Source organism: Hydrogenophaga sp. UC242_50 (genome assembly GCF_042697355.1).
In the GTDB taxonomy this organism is placed as follows: Bacteria; Pseudomonadota; Gammaproteobacteria; order Burkholderiales; family Burkholderiaceae_C; genus Hydrogenophaga.
Map to the genome: position 1 here is coordinate 341,086 of NZ_CP170553.1, position 14,922 is coordinate 356,007.

At 69.2% G+C, this 14,922-nt stretch carries 9 protein-coding genes and 5 pseudogenes; all 14 read right to left on the reverse strand.

The window, feature by feature from the left end; genetic code table 11:
• Window positions 1-15: 15 nt before the first annotated feature.
• The 14 genes and pseudogenes from ACFJGX_RS01730 to metC all read right to left on the reverse strand — a co-directional run bounded on the left by ACFJGX_RS01730 (window position 16) and on the right by metC (window position 14,826).
• The gene (locus ACFJGX_RS01730; protein ID WP_382322925.1) at window positions 16-1,140 is read right to left on the reverse strand and encodes a hypothetical protein; all 1,125 of its coding nucleotides are present in this window, start codon (window positions 1,138-1,140) and stop codon (window positions 16-18) included.
• Window positions 1,130-1,573, reverse strand: coding sequence for a putative toxin-antitoxin system toxin component, PIN family (locus ACFJGX_RS01735; RefSeq protein ID WP_382322924.1), 444 nt, complete (start codon window positions 1,571-1,573; stop codon window positions 1,130-1,132). The genes ACFJGX_RS01730 and ACFJGX_RS01735 overlap by 11 nt, the downstream gene beginning before the upstream one ends.
• Window positions 1,574-1,583: 10 nt before the next feature.
• Window positions 1,584-2,999, reverse strand: a complete 1,416-nt coding sequence (locus tag ACFJGX_RS01740) for a class I SAM-dependent RNA methyltransferase (protein ID WP_382322923.1) — start codon at window positions 2,997-2,999, stop codon at window positions 1,584-1,586.
• A pseudogene (rpoN, locus tag ACFJGX_RS01745) lies at window positions 2,996-4,611 on the reverse strand (RNA polymerase factor sigma-54). Before rpoN ends, ACFJGX_RS01740 begins: the two are co-directional and overlap by 4 nt.
• A gap of 4 nt (window positions 4,612-4,615) precedes the next feature.
• A pseudogene (gene lptB, locus ACFJGX_RS01750) lies at window positions 4,616-5,413 on the reverse strand (LPS export ABC transporter ATP-binding protein).
• On the reverse strand, window positions 5,410-6,045 hold the full coding sequence (gene lptA, locus ACFJGX_RS01755) for a lipopolysaccharide transport periplasmic protein LptA (protein WP_382327613.1): 636 nt from the start codon (window positions 6,043-6,045) through the stop codon (window positions 5,410-5,412). Before lptA ends, lptB begins: the two are co-directional and overlap by 4 nt.
• 122 nt (window positions 6,046-6,167) lie before the next feature.
• Window positions 6,168-6,821: a thiol:disulfide interchange protein DsbA/DsbL gene (locus ACFJGX_RS01760; protein WP_382322921.1), complete on the reverse strand. Its 654-nt coding sequence runs from the start codon at window positions 6,819-6,821 to the stop codon at window positions 6,168-6,170.
• Between the two features lie 73 nt (window positions 6,822-6,894).
• On the reverse strand, window positions 6,895-7,596 hold the full coding sequence (locus ACFJGX_RS01765; protein WP_382322920.1) for an SPOR domain-containing protein: 702 nt from the start codon (window positions 7,594-7,596) through the stop codon (window positions 6,895-6,897).
• Window positions 7,597-7,610: 14 nt separating this feature from the next.
• Window positions 7,611-9,285, reverse strand: a pseudogene (gene argS, locus ACFJGX_RS01770) (arginine--tRNA ligase).
• Window positions 9,286-9,363: 78 nt separating this feature from the next.
• Window positions 9,364-10,632: a D-amino acid dehydrogenase gene (locus ACFJGX_RS01775; protein WP_382327615.1), complete on the reverse strand. Its 1,269-nt coding sequence runs from the start codon at window positions 10,630-10,632 to the stop codon at window positions 9,364-9,366.
• 64 nt (window positions 10,633-10,696) lie between these two features.
• Window positions 10,697-11,710 carry a Bug family tripartite tricarboxylate transporter substrate binding protein gene (locus ACFJGX_RS01780; protein ID WP_382322918.1) on the reverse strand — a complete coding sequence of 338 codons (1,014 nt, stop codon included), beginning with the start codon at window positions 11,708-11,710 and terminating at the stop codon, window positions 10,697-10,699.
• A gap of 86 nt (window positions 11,711-11,796) precedes the next feature.
• A pseudogene (locus ACFJGX_RS01785) lies at window positions 11,797-12,577 on the reverse strand (SDR family oxidoreductase).
• 1 nt (window position 12,578) lies between these two features.
• Window positions 12,579-13,513: pseudogene (locus ACFJGX_RS01790) on the reverse strand (4-hydroxy-tetrahydrodipicolinate synthase family protein).
• A gap of 125 nt (window positions 13,514-13,638) precedes the next feature.
• On the reverse strand, window positions 13,639-14,826 hold the full coding sequence (gene metC, locus ACFJGX_RS01795; protein ID WP_382327617.1) for a cystathionine beta-lyase: 1,188 nt from the start codon (window positions 14,824-14,826) through the stop codon (window positions 13,639-13,641).
• Window positions 14,827-14,922: the final 96 nt, after the last annotated feature.

Sequence of the window (14,922 nt, forward strand, 5' to 3'; positions counted from 1 at the left end):
TCTCCTTGTGAAACTTCAGATGCGCGAGCCGTCTTCCAGGAAGCGCTCTTCGCGCTCCAGCCCACCCTGCTCGTTGTACCGCTTGCGGCGCTGCAGCAGCCCGCGTTCGCCGTGTTCGTCCTCGCGCACGAGCACGCCTTCTTCGTTGAAGTACTTCTGCCAGCCCCAGAGGCGGCCGTTGCGCTCGGCGTTGACGGCCGCGGGCTTGCCGTTGTCCCAGAAACTCTCGATGTTGCGCTCGAGCTCGCGGCCTTCGCGCCGGATCTGTTGGCGCATTTTCGGTTTCCCGTTCAGGTACCACTGCTGGATGCGCTGCTCGTAACCCTGGGCCCAGGTGGTCTCCTGCGTGAGCTGGCCGCTCTCGGCCCATTCGCGCGCCGTGCCTTCGCGGCCGCCCGGGCCGTTGGGGTCGCGTTCGATGAAGTCGGTTTCGGAACGCGGCTGGCCCGAGGTGTAGAACACGCGCTTGATGCGCCGGCCATCCTTGAGCTCCTCGTTGCGCACCAGCCGGCCTTCGCGGTCGAGCACGCTCAGGCGCTGCATCTGGCCCTTGAGGTGGCTCACGGTGCCCGAGGGTTTGCCGGGTTCGCGGTACAGCGTGACCTCGCTCGCGCGCCCGCCGTGGCCGCAGACCTCGCGGTCCTGCGGCAGCACGCTGGTCGGCGCGCAACGCAGTTCCTTCAGCGTGCCGTCGGCCAGGTAGGCGATGGTGAGCACCGTGCGGCGCTCGTCGGAGAAGTGCAGCTCCTGCAGGTAACCGGCTTCGGCAAAGTGCTTCTGCACGCCCACGTTGCTGCCGTTGTCGAGGTTCTCCTCCTTGCGCAACGTGCCCTTGGCATCGAAGGTGCGCGCCAGACCGTGGCGGTTGCCACGTTCGTTGACGCTGTACTCGCGCCGCTCGCCATCCGCCAGCACCATCACCACCGGGCCGACGAAACGACCCTCGCGCAGGGTCTGCTCGCGCCGGCGCACCTGGCCGTCCTCGTCGGTGCAGCGCATCACGCCGCTCTTGCCGGCCGTGGTGTGGCCGTTGTTCGGGTTCACGCTCTCGCCGTTGAGTTCGCAGCGCTGCACGGCCCAGGACGGGGCACAGACCATCAGCGCGATGCTCAGTCCCAGGAGCTGGCGTTCAAACCGCATGGGCAGGACTCCTCCATTCGCGGCAGATGGTCACGCCGATGCGCTCCATGCGCCGGGCCATGCAGAGCACGGCGTCGTCCTTGCTGACCAGCGTGGCACGGTGCGCGGCGGCGAGGTCGATGAACTTCTGATCATCGGCGTCCTTGCAGGTGAAGGCCGCCTTGGGGGCTTCGGGCACGAGCCGGGTGCAACGGTCGAACGCATCGAGCACGTCCTGCGCGGGCCGGGCCTGCGCCGCCAGGCGGCGCGCGATCTGCGGGTAGGCCAGCACGCGCACCAGCTCTTCGCGCATGGCGGCGGTGGCCAGCCAGACGCCGGCCGACCGCTCCAGCGCCTCGCGCAAGGGCGCGGTGACCGGGTCCTGGAAGACGAACAGGTCGAGCGTGATATTGGTGTCGAGCACCACCGTGTTCATTTCAACGTTCTCGCTCACTGCAGTCCTCTCACGTTGAAAGAAGTGTCTCAGTCCAGAGATGTCGAGGATCCGGCTCCGCCGGTCCTAGGCATCGCCCCCTTGAGGGGGACGCGCGGAGCGCGGCGGGGGGTGCCTCACTTTTGCGAGGGGTCAGGTCGAAGCGGAACAGCCGGCATTCGATCGGGCCGTTCCACAACGGCACGCGGCGCGATTCCTTGAAGCGCATCTTGCCGGGCAGCTTGAGGTCGGGCGTGAGCAGCCAGGCGCTCCAGCCCGCGTAGTGGGTCTTCCAGTGCGCGGCGAGCTGGTTGAAGAAGTCGCTGCCGTCGCCGCCATCTGCCATCTGGGCGCTCTCGCGGCCCTGGCCGGCGGTGGGTGGCGGCGGGGCGCCCACGGTGAAAGTGCGCGGCGCGCGCGGGGCCATGCGCTGGGCGCGCGCACTGGCGTTTTCACCGGCCACGCCGGCGGCGGCGATGCGCTCGCCGTAGGGCGGGTTGAGCAGCAGCACACCGGGGCGCGCGGTGGGCGGCGTGCGCTGCAGCGCGTCGCCGCCGCGCAGCTCCACCGCATGGGCCACACCGGCGCGCTCGGCGTTGCGCTGCGCGAAATCGACCATGCGGAACGACACGTCGCTGCCGAAGACGATGGGCGCATGGCCCGCCGGCCATTCGCGCTGCTGCTTCACGGCATCGGCCTTGATGGCCTGCCACACGTGCGGCTGGAACGGCAGCAGCTTCTCGAACGCGAAACGGCGCAGCTGGCCGGGCGCGATGTTCAGCGCGATCTGCGCGGCCTCGATCACCACCGTGCCGCTGCCGCAGCAGGGGTCGTACAGCGGCGCGATGGCGTCCAGCGGCGTGTCGATGCCGGCTTCCCAGCCGGTGGCCGCGATCATCGCGGCGGCCAGGGTTTCCTTCAGCGGTGCGTCGCCCTTGTCTTCGCGCCAGCCGCGCTTGAACAGCGGCTCGCCCGAGGTGTCGATGTACAGGCTCACCGTCTCGGTGGTCAGGTGCACGTAGATGCGCACGTCGGGCCAGGTGGTGTTCACGCTGGGCCGCTCGCCGCGCTTGGCGCGGAAGCGGTCGCAGATCGCGTCCTTCACCTTGAGCGCGGCGAAGTTCAGCGAGGTCAACGGGCTGTGCTGCGCGGTGATCTCGACCTTGATGGTCTCGGCCGGCGTGAACCAGATTTCCCATGCCACCTCGCCGGCGGCGTTGTAGAGGTCCTGCTCGTTGCGGTAGCCGCCGTGCCAGAGCTGCACCAGCACGCGCTGCGTGAGGCGGCTGTGCAGGTTCAGGCGCAGGGCATCGCGCCACGAGGCGTTGAGCGCGACACCGCCGCGCGCCTTGTAGGGCGAAGCCTCGCCGGTGATGCGCTGCACCTCGGCGGCGAGCATGTCCTCCACGCCGGCGGCGCAGGGCAGAAAAACTTGAAGTTGGTTCACAGTGCTTTGCGCAGGTTCGCGGGCGCGATGCGCAGCGCCTCGCGGTATTTGGCGACGGTGCGGCGCGCGCACTCGATACCCTGCTCGCGCAGCAGGTCGGAGAGCTGGTTGTCCGACAGCGGCTTGGCGGGCTCCTCGGCGGCGATGAACTGCTTGAGCAGCGCACGCACGGCCGTGCTGGAGGCGTTGCCGCCGGTCTCGGTGCCCAGCGAAGAGCCGAAGAAGTACTTGAGCTCGTAGGTGCCGAAGGGCGTGCGATGTACTTGGCGGTGGTCACGCGGCTGATGGTGGATTCGTGCAGGCCGAGTTCGTCGGCGATCTCACGCAGCACCAGCGGGCGCATCGCGAGTTCGCCGTGCATGAAGAAGTTGCGCTGGCGCTCGACGATGGCGCTGGAGACGCGCAGGATGGTGTCGAAGCGCTGCTGGATGTTCTTGATGAACCAGCGCGCCTCCTGCAGGCGCTGCTGCATGGCGGCGTGGCCGGCCTCGCCACCGCCGCGGTTCTGTCGCATGGCGTTGGCGTAGACATCGTGCACGCGCAGGCGCGGCATCACGTCGGGATTGAGGATGACCTTGAAGCCCCGGCCGGCGCGCGTGACGATCACGTCGGGCACGACCACGTTGCGCTCCACGTCGACGAAGCGGCGGCCCGGCTTGGGTTCGAGGCGCGCGATCAGGCCGAGCGCGGCGCGCGCGGTCTCGTCGTCGATGCCGCAGAGGTTGCACAGGCGCTTCACGTCGCGCTTGGCCATGAGCTCCAACGGCTGGTTGCAGATGGCGAGCGCGGCGCGCGCCTCGGCTGTGTTGCGCAGCTCCAGGATCTGCAGGCGCAGGCATTCGCCCAGGTCGCGCGCGCCCACGCCCGAGGGCTCCATGTGCTGCAGCAGCTGGAGCGCCACCGCGAGGCGCTGTTCCAGCGCCTCGCGCGCCTCCAGCGCGTCGTTCGGGTCGCCCGCGAGCTGGGGCGTGCCCGAGAGGTGCAGCCAGGCGTCGGCCAGTTCGGCCAGGTCTTCCTCCAGGTAACCGTCGTCGTTGAGCGACTCGATCAGGAAGTAGAGCGCGGCGCGGTCCTCGTCCGACAGGCGCAGGCAGCGCGCCTGGTCGTGCAGGTGGTCCTGCAGGCTGACCGGGGCGCGCGCCAGGTCGGCGGCGCTGGCGGTCTCGTCGTTGTCGCCCGAACCGCTGTTGCGCGCGGGCGCGTCGCCGCCCCACTCGCTGTCGTCGGGCGCCATCTCCACCGTGCCGTCGCCCTCCCAGCTTTCCTCCACCGGGGTGGCGCCGTCGAGCTTGCTTTCCAGGCCATCGCCGTCACCGCTGTCGGTGCTCGCGCTGGAGGATTCGAGGGATGAGGACAAGGGCACCGGCGCCTCGGGCAGGGCCGCCTCGGCGATCTGCTCGCCGGCGCTCACCGGCACATCGGTCTGCTCCAGCCCGAAGGTCTCGCGCTCGGCGATTTCCTCCGCGCGTTCGAGGAAGGGGTTGTCGTCGAGCATCTGCTCGACTTCCTGCGCCATCTCCAGCGTGGACAGCTGCAGCAGCCGGATCGACTGCTGCAGCTGGGGCGTGAGCGCCAGGTGCTGCGAGACGCGCAGGGAAAGGCCTTGTTTCACGGCCTCACATCCTGAAGTGTTCGCCGAGATACACCCGGCGGACGTCGGCGTTTTCCACGATCTCGGCGGGGGGTGCCGCTGGTGAGCACGTGGCCGTCGTTGATGATGTAGGCGCGGTCGCAGATGCCCAGCGTTTCGCGCACGTTGTGGTCGGTGATCAGCACACCGATGCCACGCGATTTGAGAAAACCGATGATGCGCTGGATCTCGATCACGGCGATGGGGTCGATGCCGGCGAAGGGCTCGTCGAGCAGGATGAAGCGCGGCTCGGCGCCAGGGCGCGAGCGATTTCCACGCGCCGGCGTTCACCGCCGGAGAGCGCCGGCGCGGGCGAATCGCGCAGGTGCTCCACGTGCAGGTCCTGCAGCAGGGCGTCGAGCCGGCTTTCGATGGTGGCGCGGTCCAGCGACTTGCCCTGCTCGTCCTCCTGCAGCTCCAGCACGGCGCGCACGTTGTCGGCCACGCTGAGCTTGCGGAAGATCGAGGCCTCCTGCGGCAGGTAGCCCAGCCCCAGGCGCGCGCGGCGGTGGATTGGCAGGCTCTCGATCGGCTGGTTGTCCAGCAGGATCTGGCCCGCGTCGGAGCGCAGCAGGCCGACCAGCATGTAGAAGGACGTGGTCTTGCCCGCGCCGTTGGGGCCGAGCAGGCCGACCACCTCGCCCTTGAAGACCGCGAGCGACACGTCCTTGACCACCTTGCGGCTGCCGTAGGACTTCTGCAGGCCGCGCGCCTCGAGGCGGCTGACCACCGGGGCGGGGCGGCCCCTGGGGGTGGCCGCCGGGCTGGGAGAGGCATCCGTCACTGGCGGCCCTCTTCGAGCTGGGGACTGGGTTTGAGCGTGGCCGGCGGGGCGGGCGGCGGTGGGGTGGCGGGGGCGCCGCCCTCCTTGGGCACGGGCGTGAGCATGGCGCGCACGCGGCCGGTGGGGTTCTGCGGCGTGCGGTTGCGCACGCCACCGTCCACGGTGAACACGTCGGTGGTGTTGTTGTAGACGATCACGTTGCCCGTGGTCTCGTCGTTCAGCTGCGTGCCCTTGAAGCGCTTGAGCACCGCGTTGCCGGTGAAGCGCACGGTGTCGGCCTTGCCGTCGTAATCGATGCGCTGGCCCGTGCCTTCGATGAACTCGTCGACCAGGTCGCGCTTCTGGCGAAAGAAGCCGGGTTTGCCGTGCACGATGCCGAACTGGTTGCCCTGGGCGTCCTGCCGCACCTCGACCTGGTCGCCGCGGATGATGATGGTCCCCTTGGTGATGACCACGTTGCCGGTGAACACGCTGGTCTGGCGCGCGTCGTCGTGGCGCAGCGCATCGGCCTCGGCGTTCAAGGGCAGGTTGCGGTCGGCTTTCTCGGCCTGGGCAGGGCCCGCGCACCACAGCGCGGCGGACAGGCAGAGGGCCCAGGGAACGGCGCGGCGGGAAGTGGAAAGGAGGGGCATGGGATTTGAGGGCACGAAACTTGCATTCATTGTAGCGGCGACAACCTGCTTCCCGGGGGAAGCGCCGCACAAACCACAAGGCCCGCACGGGGCGGGCCTTGGGAGCAGGGCAAGCGGTGGTTTCAGGCCTTGGCGCGCAGCTCGGCGATCAGGGCATTGGCCACCACCAGGGTGCGCGGGCCCTGCCCAGGCAAGTAGTAGCGGCCACCGATGCCCAGCGCGGGCGTGCCCTCCACCCCGTAGGCATCCTGCAGGTTCACGGCTTGCTGGGCCTTCTGGCCGGTCGCGGCGATGTCGAAGATCTCGGTGAACTTCGCGCGGTCCACGCCCTGCTTGCGCACCCAGTCGATGATGGCCGGCGGCGTGGTCAGCGGCAGGCGCTCCACATGGATGGCCTGGAAGACCTTGGCGTGCAGCTTGTCGACCAGGTTCATGGCCTCCAGCGTGAAGTACAGGCGCTGCATGGGCACGAACTGCGGGCTGAAGGCGACCGGCATGCGCCTGACCGTCACATGCGCCGGCTTCTTCTGGATCCAGTCCTCGAAGATCGGCTCGAAGTTGAAACAGTGGATGCAGCTGTAGGCAAAGAACTCCAGCACCTCGACCTGGCTCGCCGGGCTCTGCACCGGGGCCGGCTGGGCCAGGCGCATGAAGTCCACGCCCTCCTTGGGGCCCACGCGCTGCGCCAGGGCGGGCGTGAGGGTCAGGCCACTGGCGGCGCCCAGGGCGGCGGTGCCGGCGGCCAGCAGGGAACGGGAGAAATCGCGACGTTGCATGAAATGAAACTCCAGGGGAACAGGCCCGGTTGGGGCTGGCCGGAGCCGCAAAAGTTCCCGCCGGAGGTTCGCCTCAGCGCTGCACGCGCACCAGGGCCGACTCGATGTGGTTGACCTGCAACTGCTCCAGCGTCAGGTCGGCCAGGGCCTTCTGGTTGAAGGGGCCCACGCGCACGCGGAACACCGTGCGGCCGTTCTGCTCGCGCTCGCTGATCGCGGCATCGATGCCCAGCATGGCGAGCTTGGCGCGCTGGGCCTCGGCGTCTTCCGGCGTGCGGAAGGCACCGGCCTGCACGAAGTAGGTGAACGGGTCGGCCCCAGGGGCGGCGGCGGCCGTGGTGGCCGGCGCGGTGGGCGCTGGCGCGGCGGCCCCGGGCTGGCCCAGGCGCGACTGCACCAGGTCGCCCAGCGGGTCGGCGGCCGGGCGGGTGGCCGCGCCGGTGGCGGGCGCGGCCGGCGCCGGCAGGGGCTGGCGATCGGCAGGGGGCACCACGATGGCGCCCGGCGCCTGCGCGGCCGGCACGGCGGGCGCGGGGGTGGCCGGCACGGGGGCGCCACCCAGGCTGCGGTTCGGGTTCCAGCCCTTGTTGCGCTCGGCCTCGAGCGCGTCCTGATCGGGGTTGCGCGAGACGTTGCGGTCCACGAACGGGATCGGCACGCGCGTCACGTACACCGCCACGGCCAGCGCGGCGCCCAGGCCCACGAGCAGGCCGATGACGAAACCCATGAGGGTGCCGCCGAAGCTGCTTCGGTTGGTGGAGGATTTCTTTTTCATCGCTTGTTTCACCATCACATCTTCTGCGGGGCACTGACGCCCAGCACGGCCAGGCCATTGTGCAACACCTGCGCGGTGGCCTTCACCAGCGCCAGGCGGGCTTTTTTCACCGCCTCATCATCGACCAGGATGCGCTCGGCGTCGTAGTAACTGTGGTAACTGGCCGCAAGCTCGCGCAGGTAGAAGGTGACGTCGTGCGGCGCGAAGTCGCGCGCGGCGTCGCTCAGCATCGCCGGGTACTTGGCCAGCAGCAGCATCAGGGCCTGGGCCGGCGCGCTGTCGAGCGCGGACAGGTCGGCGTCGGCCAGCGAGGCGGCATCGCCGCCCCACGAGGCCAGCACCGAGCAGATGCGCGCGTGCGCGTACTGCACGTAGTACACCGGGTTGTCGTTGTTCTTCTGCACCGCGAGGTCGACGTCGAAGGTGTACTCGGTGTCGGGCTTGCGGCTGAGCAGGAAGAAGCGCACCGCGTCCTTGCTGGTCCATTCGATCAGGTCGCGCAGCGTGACGTAGCTGCCCGCGCGCTTGCTGATCTTGACCTCTTCGCCGCCGCGCACCACCCGCACCATGGTGTGCAGCACGTAGTCGGGGTAGCCCTGGGGAATGCCCACGCCCGCGGCCTGCAGGCCGGCGCGCACGCGCGCGATGGTGCCGTGGTGGTCCGTGCCCTGGATGTTGATGACCTTGCTGAAGCCGCGCTCCCATTTGGCGATGTGGTACGCCACGTCGGGCACGAAGTAGGTGAACGAGCCGTCGGACTTGCGCATCACGCGGTCCTTGTCGTCGCCGTACTCGGTCGACTTGAGCCAGAGCGCGCCGTCCTGCTCGTAGGTCTTGCCGGCGTCGATCAGCTTCTGCACCGTGGCCGCCACGCGCCCGCTGGTGTACAGGCTGGACTCCAGGTAGTAGTGGTCGAACTTCACCGCGAAGGCCTGCAGGTCCAGGTCCTGCTCGTGGCGCAGGTAGGCCACGGCGAACTGGCGGATGCCGTCGAGGTCGTTCACGTCGCCGCTGGCGGTGAACTCGCGGTCGTCGGCCTTCACGGTCTGCTTCGCGAGGAAGTCGTTGGCGATGTCCTGGATGTAGTCGCCGTTGTAGGCCGCCTCGGGCCAGCCCGCATCGCCTGGCTTGACGCCCTGGGCGCGCAGCTGCGTGGAGGTGGCGAGGGTGCCGATCTGCACGCCCGCGTCGTTGTAATAGAACTCGCGGTGCACGCTCCAGCCCTGGGTGCCGTAGAGGTTGCAGATCGCGTCGCCCAGCGCGGCCTGGCGGCCGTGGCCCACGTGCAGCGGGCCGGTGGGGTTGGCCGAGACGAACTCCACCATCAGGCGCTGGCCGTTGGAAGGCTGCACGCCGAACGCGTCACCGCCCTGCAGCACCTCGCGCACGATCTGCTGCTTGGCCTCGGGCTTGAGGCGGATGTTGAGGAAACCCGGGCCGGCCAGGTCGATCTCCGACACCCAGCGCTGGTACACCGGCTGCGCCAGCAGCAGGGCGCGCAGGTTCTCGCCGAGCTGGCGCGGGTTGAGCTTGAGCGGTTTGCGCCAGCTGCATGGCCGCGGTGCTGGCGAAGTCGCCATGGGCCGCCACCTTGGGCGATTCGAACGCCGCCTTGGCGCCGGCACCGGGCGAGAGGCTTTCCAGCGCGGCGGCGAGGCCGTCCAACAGTTCCTGTTTGATCTTGAGCATAGGGGCGGAATTTTTACGGGGGCCGCCTTTCTCGGCGGGATCGGCGCCCTGGCGGCGCCCTGTCGGGGTCACACCGCCTCAGCGCGCGCTGATGCCGAAGCGCTCGCCGGTGAGGCCTTCGAGGTCGATCTCGGGTGTGCGCCCGGCCACCAGGCTGGCCACGATGCGGCTGGTGCCGCAGGCCTGGGTCCAGCCGTTGGAGCCATGTCCGCTGTTGAGGAACAGGCCGCGCCAGCGCGTGGGCCCCAGGATAGGCGGGCCATCGGGCGTCATGGGGCGCAGGCCGGCCCAGAAATCCACCCGCTGTTCGTCCATGCCGCGCGGGATGAACTCGCGCACCACGCGCAGCAGCATCTCGCGCTGGGCCGGGTCGGCGCTCAGGCCATAGCCGCCCAGCTCGGCCATGCCCGCCGCGCGGATGCGCCCGCCCAGGCGCGAGATCATGACCTTGTTGTGCTCGTCCATCAGCGCGGGACGGATGTCGGGCGCGTCCGCCAGGAGCGGCACGGTGATCGAATAACCCTTGAGCGGGTAGACCGGCAGGTTCAGCCCCAGCGGGCGCAGCAGGAAGGGGGCCTGGTTGCCCAGGGCCACCACGCAGGCGTCGGCCGTCAGCCGCCCGGCCGAGCTGCGCACGCCGGTGACGCGGTCCCCTTCGGTCTCCAGCGCCTCGACCGTGGTGTTGAAGCGCAGCGCCACGCCCTGGTCGCGCAGCAGCTGCGCCAGCGACTGGGCGAACCGGTGGCTGTCGCCCGAGGCGTCGGCGGGCAGCTGCAGCGCGCCGGCGATGCGGGCGCTGCGCTGCGCCAGCGCGGGTTCGCAGGCATCGACCTCGTGCGGCTCCAGCCAGCGCCAGGGCACGCCGAAGCTGTCCAGCGCCCGCGCGGCCAGCCGCCCCAGCTCGGCCTCCTGCGGTGTGCGGAACAGCCACAGGGTGCCGTCGGCGTGGAAGTCGAAGTCGTGCAGGCCCGCCTCGTCGGCCAGGCTGCGCAGGCAGGCCAGGCTGTAGTGCGCCACGCGCTGCATGCGCAGCTTGTTGCGGCGAAAGCTCTCCGGGTTGCATTCGGCCACCCAGCGGGCGATCCAGCGCCACTGGGGCAGGCTGGCCTGCGGCCGGAAGCGGATGGGGGCGTCCGCCTGCAGCAGCATGCGCATCACCTTGGACACCATGCCGGGCGCGGCCCAGGGGCCGGCGAAGCTGGGGCACAGGCCGCCGGCATTGCCGAAGCTGGTCTCGCCGGCCGCGCCGGCGTTGCGCTCGACCACGGTCACTTCGTGGCGATCGCGCCAGAGGTAGTAGGCCGTGGCGATGCCGACCACGCCCGCGCCCAGCACCAGGACTCTCATCGTCGGATCGGCCCGCTCGCGCGCCCACCGGCTCCGCGGCCCGGGGCCGCGCAAGACCGGGTGGTCACTCGATCTTGATGCCGGCCTTCTCGATGATGGCCTGGTACTTGGCCGTCTCGCTGATGATGTACTTGTTGAAGTCGGCCGAGTTGCGGAAGGTGGCGTCGAAGCCCAGACCGTTGAGCTTGGTCTTGAACGCGGCCGACTTCGTGGAGCGCTCGGTGGCGGACTCCAGCGCCTTCAACACGGGTGCGGGCAGCTTGGCCGGCGCCCACAGGCCGTACCAGGAATAGAACTCGAAGTCGCGCAGGCCGGCTTCGCGCATGGTGGGCACATCGGGCAGCAGCGGGCTGCGCACGCGGCCGGTCTGGGCCAGGGCGCGCAAGCGACCACTCTGCACATGGGGCAGCGAGGACAGGAAGGGGTCCATCATGGCGTGCACCTGGCCGCCGATCAGGTCCTGCAGCGCGGGCGCGGCGCCCTTGTACAGCGCGATCGGGATGCCCTTGTCGGCCAGGCCGACGTCGGACACGAACTGCGCCATGCCCAGGTGGCCCGCGGAGCCATAACCGCTGGTGACGAAGCTGTACTTGTTGGGGTTGGCCTTGACCACGTTGACCAGGTCGATCACCGTGTTCGCCGGCACCTGCGGGTTGACGCTGAAGATCAGCGCGCCTTCGGCCACCATGCCGATCGGCGTGAAGTCCTTGATCGCGTCGAACTTGACCTGGCTCTTGTAGAGCAGGGGCGCCGCGGCGTGGATGGAGGCGTTGAAGTACAGCGTGTAGCCGTCGGCCTCGGCACGCGCCACCGATGCGGCGCCGATCAGGCCCGAGGCCCCCGGGCGGTTCTCCACCACCACGCTTTGTTTCAGATCCTCGGCCAGGCGCTCGGCCAGGGTGCGGGCCACACCGTCCACCGCGCCACCGGCCGCGTGCGGCACGACGATGACGATGGGCTTGGCGGTGGGGTACGGCGCCTGGGCCTGGGCCAGGGGCGCGTGAAGCGCACCAGCGGCGGCCAGGCTGGCCAGGGCGACGCCATAACGGGTGAAAGCGCGGCGATGGATCGATTTCATGGAGACCTCGGATGGTTGGCGATGGGACGGTGGTGGGGACGCTGTCTCCGGTGACGCCGGTCGGGTGCCGGCTTGCAAAACGGATGTCAGAAGGTGCCTGGGTAGGCGCCTCCGTCGATCAAGAGGTTCTGACCGGTGATGTAGCCCGCGCGCGCCGAGCAGATGAAGCCGCACAGCGCTCCGAGCTCATGGGCCTCGCCATAGCGGCCGGCCGGGTTCTGCGTGCCGCGTTCGTGCCAGAGCTGGTCGAAGGTCTTGCCCGTGGTGTCGAGCATGCCCAGGATGTGGTGGCGCTGCGCGTCGGTGGCGAACACACCGGGCAGCAGGTTGTTGATGGTCACGTTGTGGCGCACGGTCTGGCGCGCCAGACCGGCCACGAAAACCCACCAGGCCCGAGCGCGCGCCGTTGGACAGGCCGAGCTCCAGCTGTGGCGTCTTGACGCTGCGCGAGACGATGTTGACGATGCGGCCGAAGCGCCGCTCGATCATGCCGTCCACGGTGCGGCGCATCATTTCGATCGGGCCGACCATCATCGAGTCCACCGCGCGGTGCCAGTCGGCCGGCGTCCACTCGCGGAAATCGCCGGGCGGCATGCCGTCGGCGTTGTTGATCAGGATGTCGGGCGCCGGGCAGGCGGCCAAGGCCGCGTCGCGCCCGGCATCGGTGGTGATGTCGGCCGACACCCAGCGCACCGGGGTGCCCGTTTCGGCCGCGATCTCCGCCGCCGCCTGTTCCAGCGTGGCCGGCGTGCGGGCGGCGATCACCACCTCGACGCCCTCGGCCGACAGCTCGCGCGCGCAGGCGCGGCCCATGCCCTTGCTGCCGCCAAACACGAGCGCCTTGCGCCCTGCGATGCCCAGGTCCATGTCAGACCGCCTTCAGCTCGGGCGAGCTCCAGCCGTACTTCTTGTCCAGCTCCAGCTCCTTGACGATGCGCAGGCCCTTGAGCAGCGCTTCGCCTTCCAGGTTCTTGAGCGGCTTGCGCAGGATGCCGGAGGGCAGGCCGACGGCCTTCATGAGGGACTTGACGCCACCGGGTTGATGGCGGAGTAGGAGTAATGCAGCATGGGCAGCAGGCCGAGGTAGGCGTCGCGGAAGCTGACCGACACGTCCGGCGTGGTCCAGGGCTTGGAAATGGTGACCAGCTCGGCGGGGGCGATGTTGCCGGTCATGTTCGCGGTGCCGTGGCCGCCCAGGCTCATGGTCGGCACGACCAGGCCCAGGTTGGGCGAGTCGCAGCACATCACCGACACGTCCGGGCGTGCCTTGAGCACCTGCGCGACCTGACCCACGCGGGTGGTCGACTCCTTGTGCACCACGTAGTTGGGGTGCTTGAAGATGCGCAGCAGGTTGTCCCAGTGCAGGTCGGTCTTGACGCGCGGCGGGTTGTTGTAGAGGCCCAGCGGCAGGTCGGTGGCGTCGGCCACTTCCAGGAAATAGTCTTCCAGATCGGCCTCGGGGCCGCAGATGTAGGCCGGTGCGGCCAGGATCGCACCGTCGGCGCCGTTGGCACGGGCGAACTTCAGGTAGTCGATGGTGGTCTGGGTGTTGTTGCCAGTGCAACCGTAGAAGAACTTCATCTTCCCGGTCTTGAAACGCGCGGTCTCGGCGATGATGGTTTCGCGCTCCTTCTGCGAGAGCATGGAGACTTCGCCGGTCGATCCCATGATGAGCACCGCGCTGGTGCCGTGGTCTTCCTGGAATTTCAGCAGGCTGCGAAAGGCGCCGAAGTCGGGGCTGCCGTCCTGGTTGAACGGCGTGATCAGGGCGACGAAGGAGCCCTCAATTTTCATCTTGCTCATGGGGAGATACCTGGGATGGGGTGGAACAGAAAAAAGGCGAACCAGTATGTCCCAAGGGGAACGATGGTAGTCGCCGAAAGGTCATTTGAAGCCGATCGTTTAGACAGATTGGAAAGAAGCTTATGTCAGGCCGCGCGCAGGCGCCGCGACATGCGCACCAGGGCCTGATCGAGGTCCGCGATCAGGTCCCGCGGGTCTTCCAGGCCCACGTGCAGGCGCAGGGCCTGGCCGCGCCAGGGCCAGCGCGCGGCGGTGTGGTCGCCGCCTGGCGTGAAGGGGATGACCAGGCTTTCGAAGCCGCCCCAGGACACACCCAGGCCGAACAGCTGCAGCGCGTCGACGAAGCCGTGCATGTCCTGCACCGAGGTGGTCTTGAGCACCACCGAGAACAGCCCGCAGGCGCCCAGGAAATCGCGTTGCCACAGGGCGTGGCCCGGGTGGCTGGGCAGGGCCGGGTGCAACACGGCCTCGATGGCGTCGTGGCCTTCCAGCCAGCGCGCCACCTCCAGGCCGGCGCTGTGGTGCTGGCGCAGGCGCACGCCCAGCGTGCGCAGGCCGCGCAGCGCCAGGTAGGCATCGTCGGGGCTGGTGGTCTGGCCCAGGTCCTGGGCCGCCTGCTTGATCAGCGGCCAGGTCTGCGCGGTGCAGGTGGCGATGCCCAGCATCGCATCCGAGTGGCCGACGATGTACTTGGTGGCGGCCTGGATGGACACGTCCACGCCGTGCTCGAAGGGCTTGTAGAACAGCGGCGTGCCCCAGGTGTTGTCCATCACCACATGGGCGCCCTGGCGGTGCGCGACCTCCGCAATGGCCGGGATGTCCTGGATCTCGAAGGTCTCGGAGCCCGGCGATTCCACGTACACGACCCGGGTGTTGGGCCGCATCAGCGCGGCGATGCCGGCGCCGATGCGCGGGTCGTACAGCGTCGTCTCGACACCGAAGCGGGCCAGCACGCGCGAGAGAAAACCGCGCGTGGGGCCGTAGGCGCTGTCGGTCACCAGGATGTGGTCACCCTGGCGCAGCAGGCCGGTGAGCACGGTGGTGATGGCCGCCAGCCCCGAGGGAAACAGCTGGGCACGGTGACCGCCTTCGAGCTGCGCGATGGCGTCTTCCAGCGCGTGCGTGGTGGGGGTGCCGAAACGGCCGTAGGTGGTGGCACCCGGCACGTCGGCGGCGCGATCGGCCTTGCGCTGCTCCCATTCGGCCATGCTGGACGAGAGGATCGTCGAGCCGCGAAAGATGGGCGTATTGACCAGGCCGCCGAAGCGCTGGGGGTCTCGGCCGAGGGAGGCCAGGCGGGTGCTTTCTTGCATGTGAGGGAACTCCTTGAGCGGCCAGTCTAGGAGCGGGGGCGGGGACGTTTTTTTCCAAATGGGCGCTCAATCCGCCTTGCAAGTGAAAAAAATTTA

Coding starts and splice junctions, on each gene's coding strand:
- ACFJGX_RS01730 (WP_382322925.1), bottom strand. CDS start 1,140: ATGCGGTTTGAACGCCAGCTCCTGGGACTGAGCATCGCGCTGATGGTC.
- lptA (WP_382327613.1), bottom strand. CDS start 6,045: ATGCCCCTCCTTTCCACTTCCCGCCGCGCCGTTCCCTGGGCCCTCTGC.
- ACFJGX_RS01760 (WP_382322921.1), bottom strand. CDS start 6,821: ATGCAACGTCGCGATTTCTCCCGTTCCCTGCTGGCCGCCGGCACCGCC.
- ACFJGX_RS01765 (WP_382322920.1), bottom strand. CDS start 7,596: ATGAAAAAGAAATCCTCCACCAACCGAAGCAGCTTCGGCGGCACCCTC.
- ACFJGX_RS01775 (WP_382327615.1), bottom strand. CDS start 10,632: ATGAGAGTCCTGGTGCTGGGCGCGGGCGTGGTCGGCATCGCCACGGCC.
- ACFJGX_RS01780 (WP_382322918.1), bottom strand. CDS start 11,710: ATGAAATCGATCCATCGCCGCGCTTTCACCCGTTATGGCGTCGCCCTG.
- metC (WP_382327617.1), bottom strand. CDS start 14,826: ATGCAAGAAAGCACCCGCCTGGCCTCCCTCGGCCGAGACCCCCAGCGC.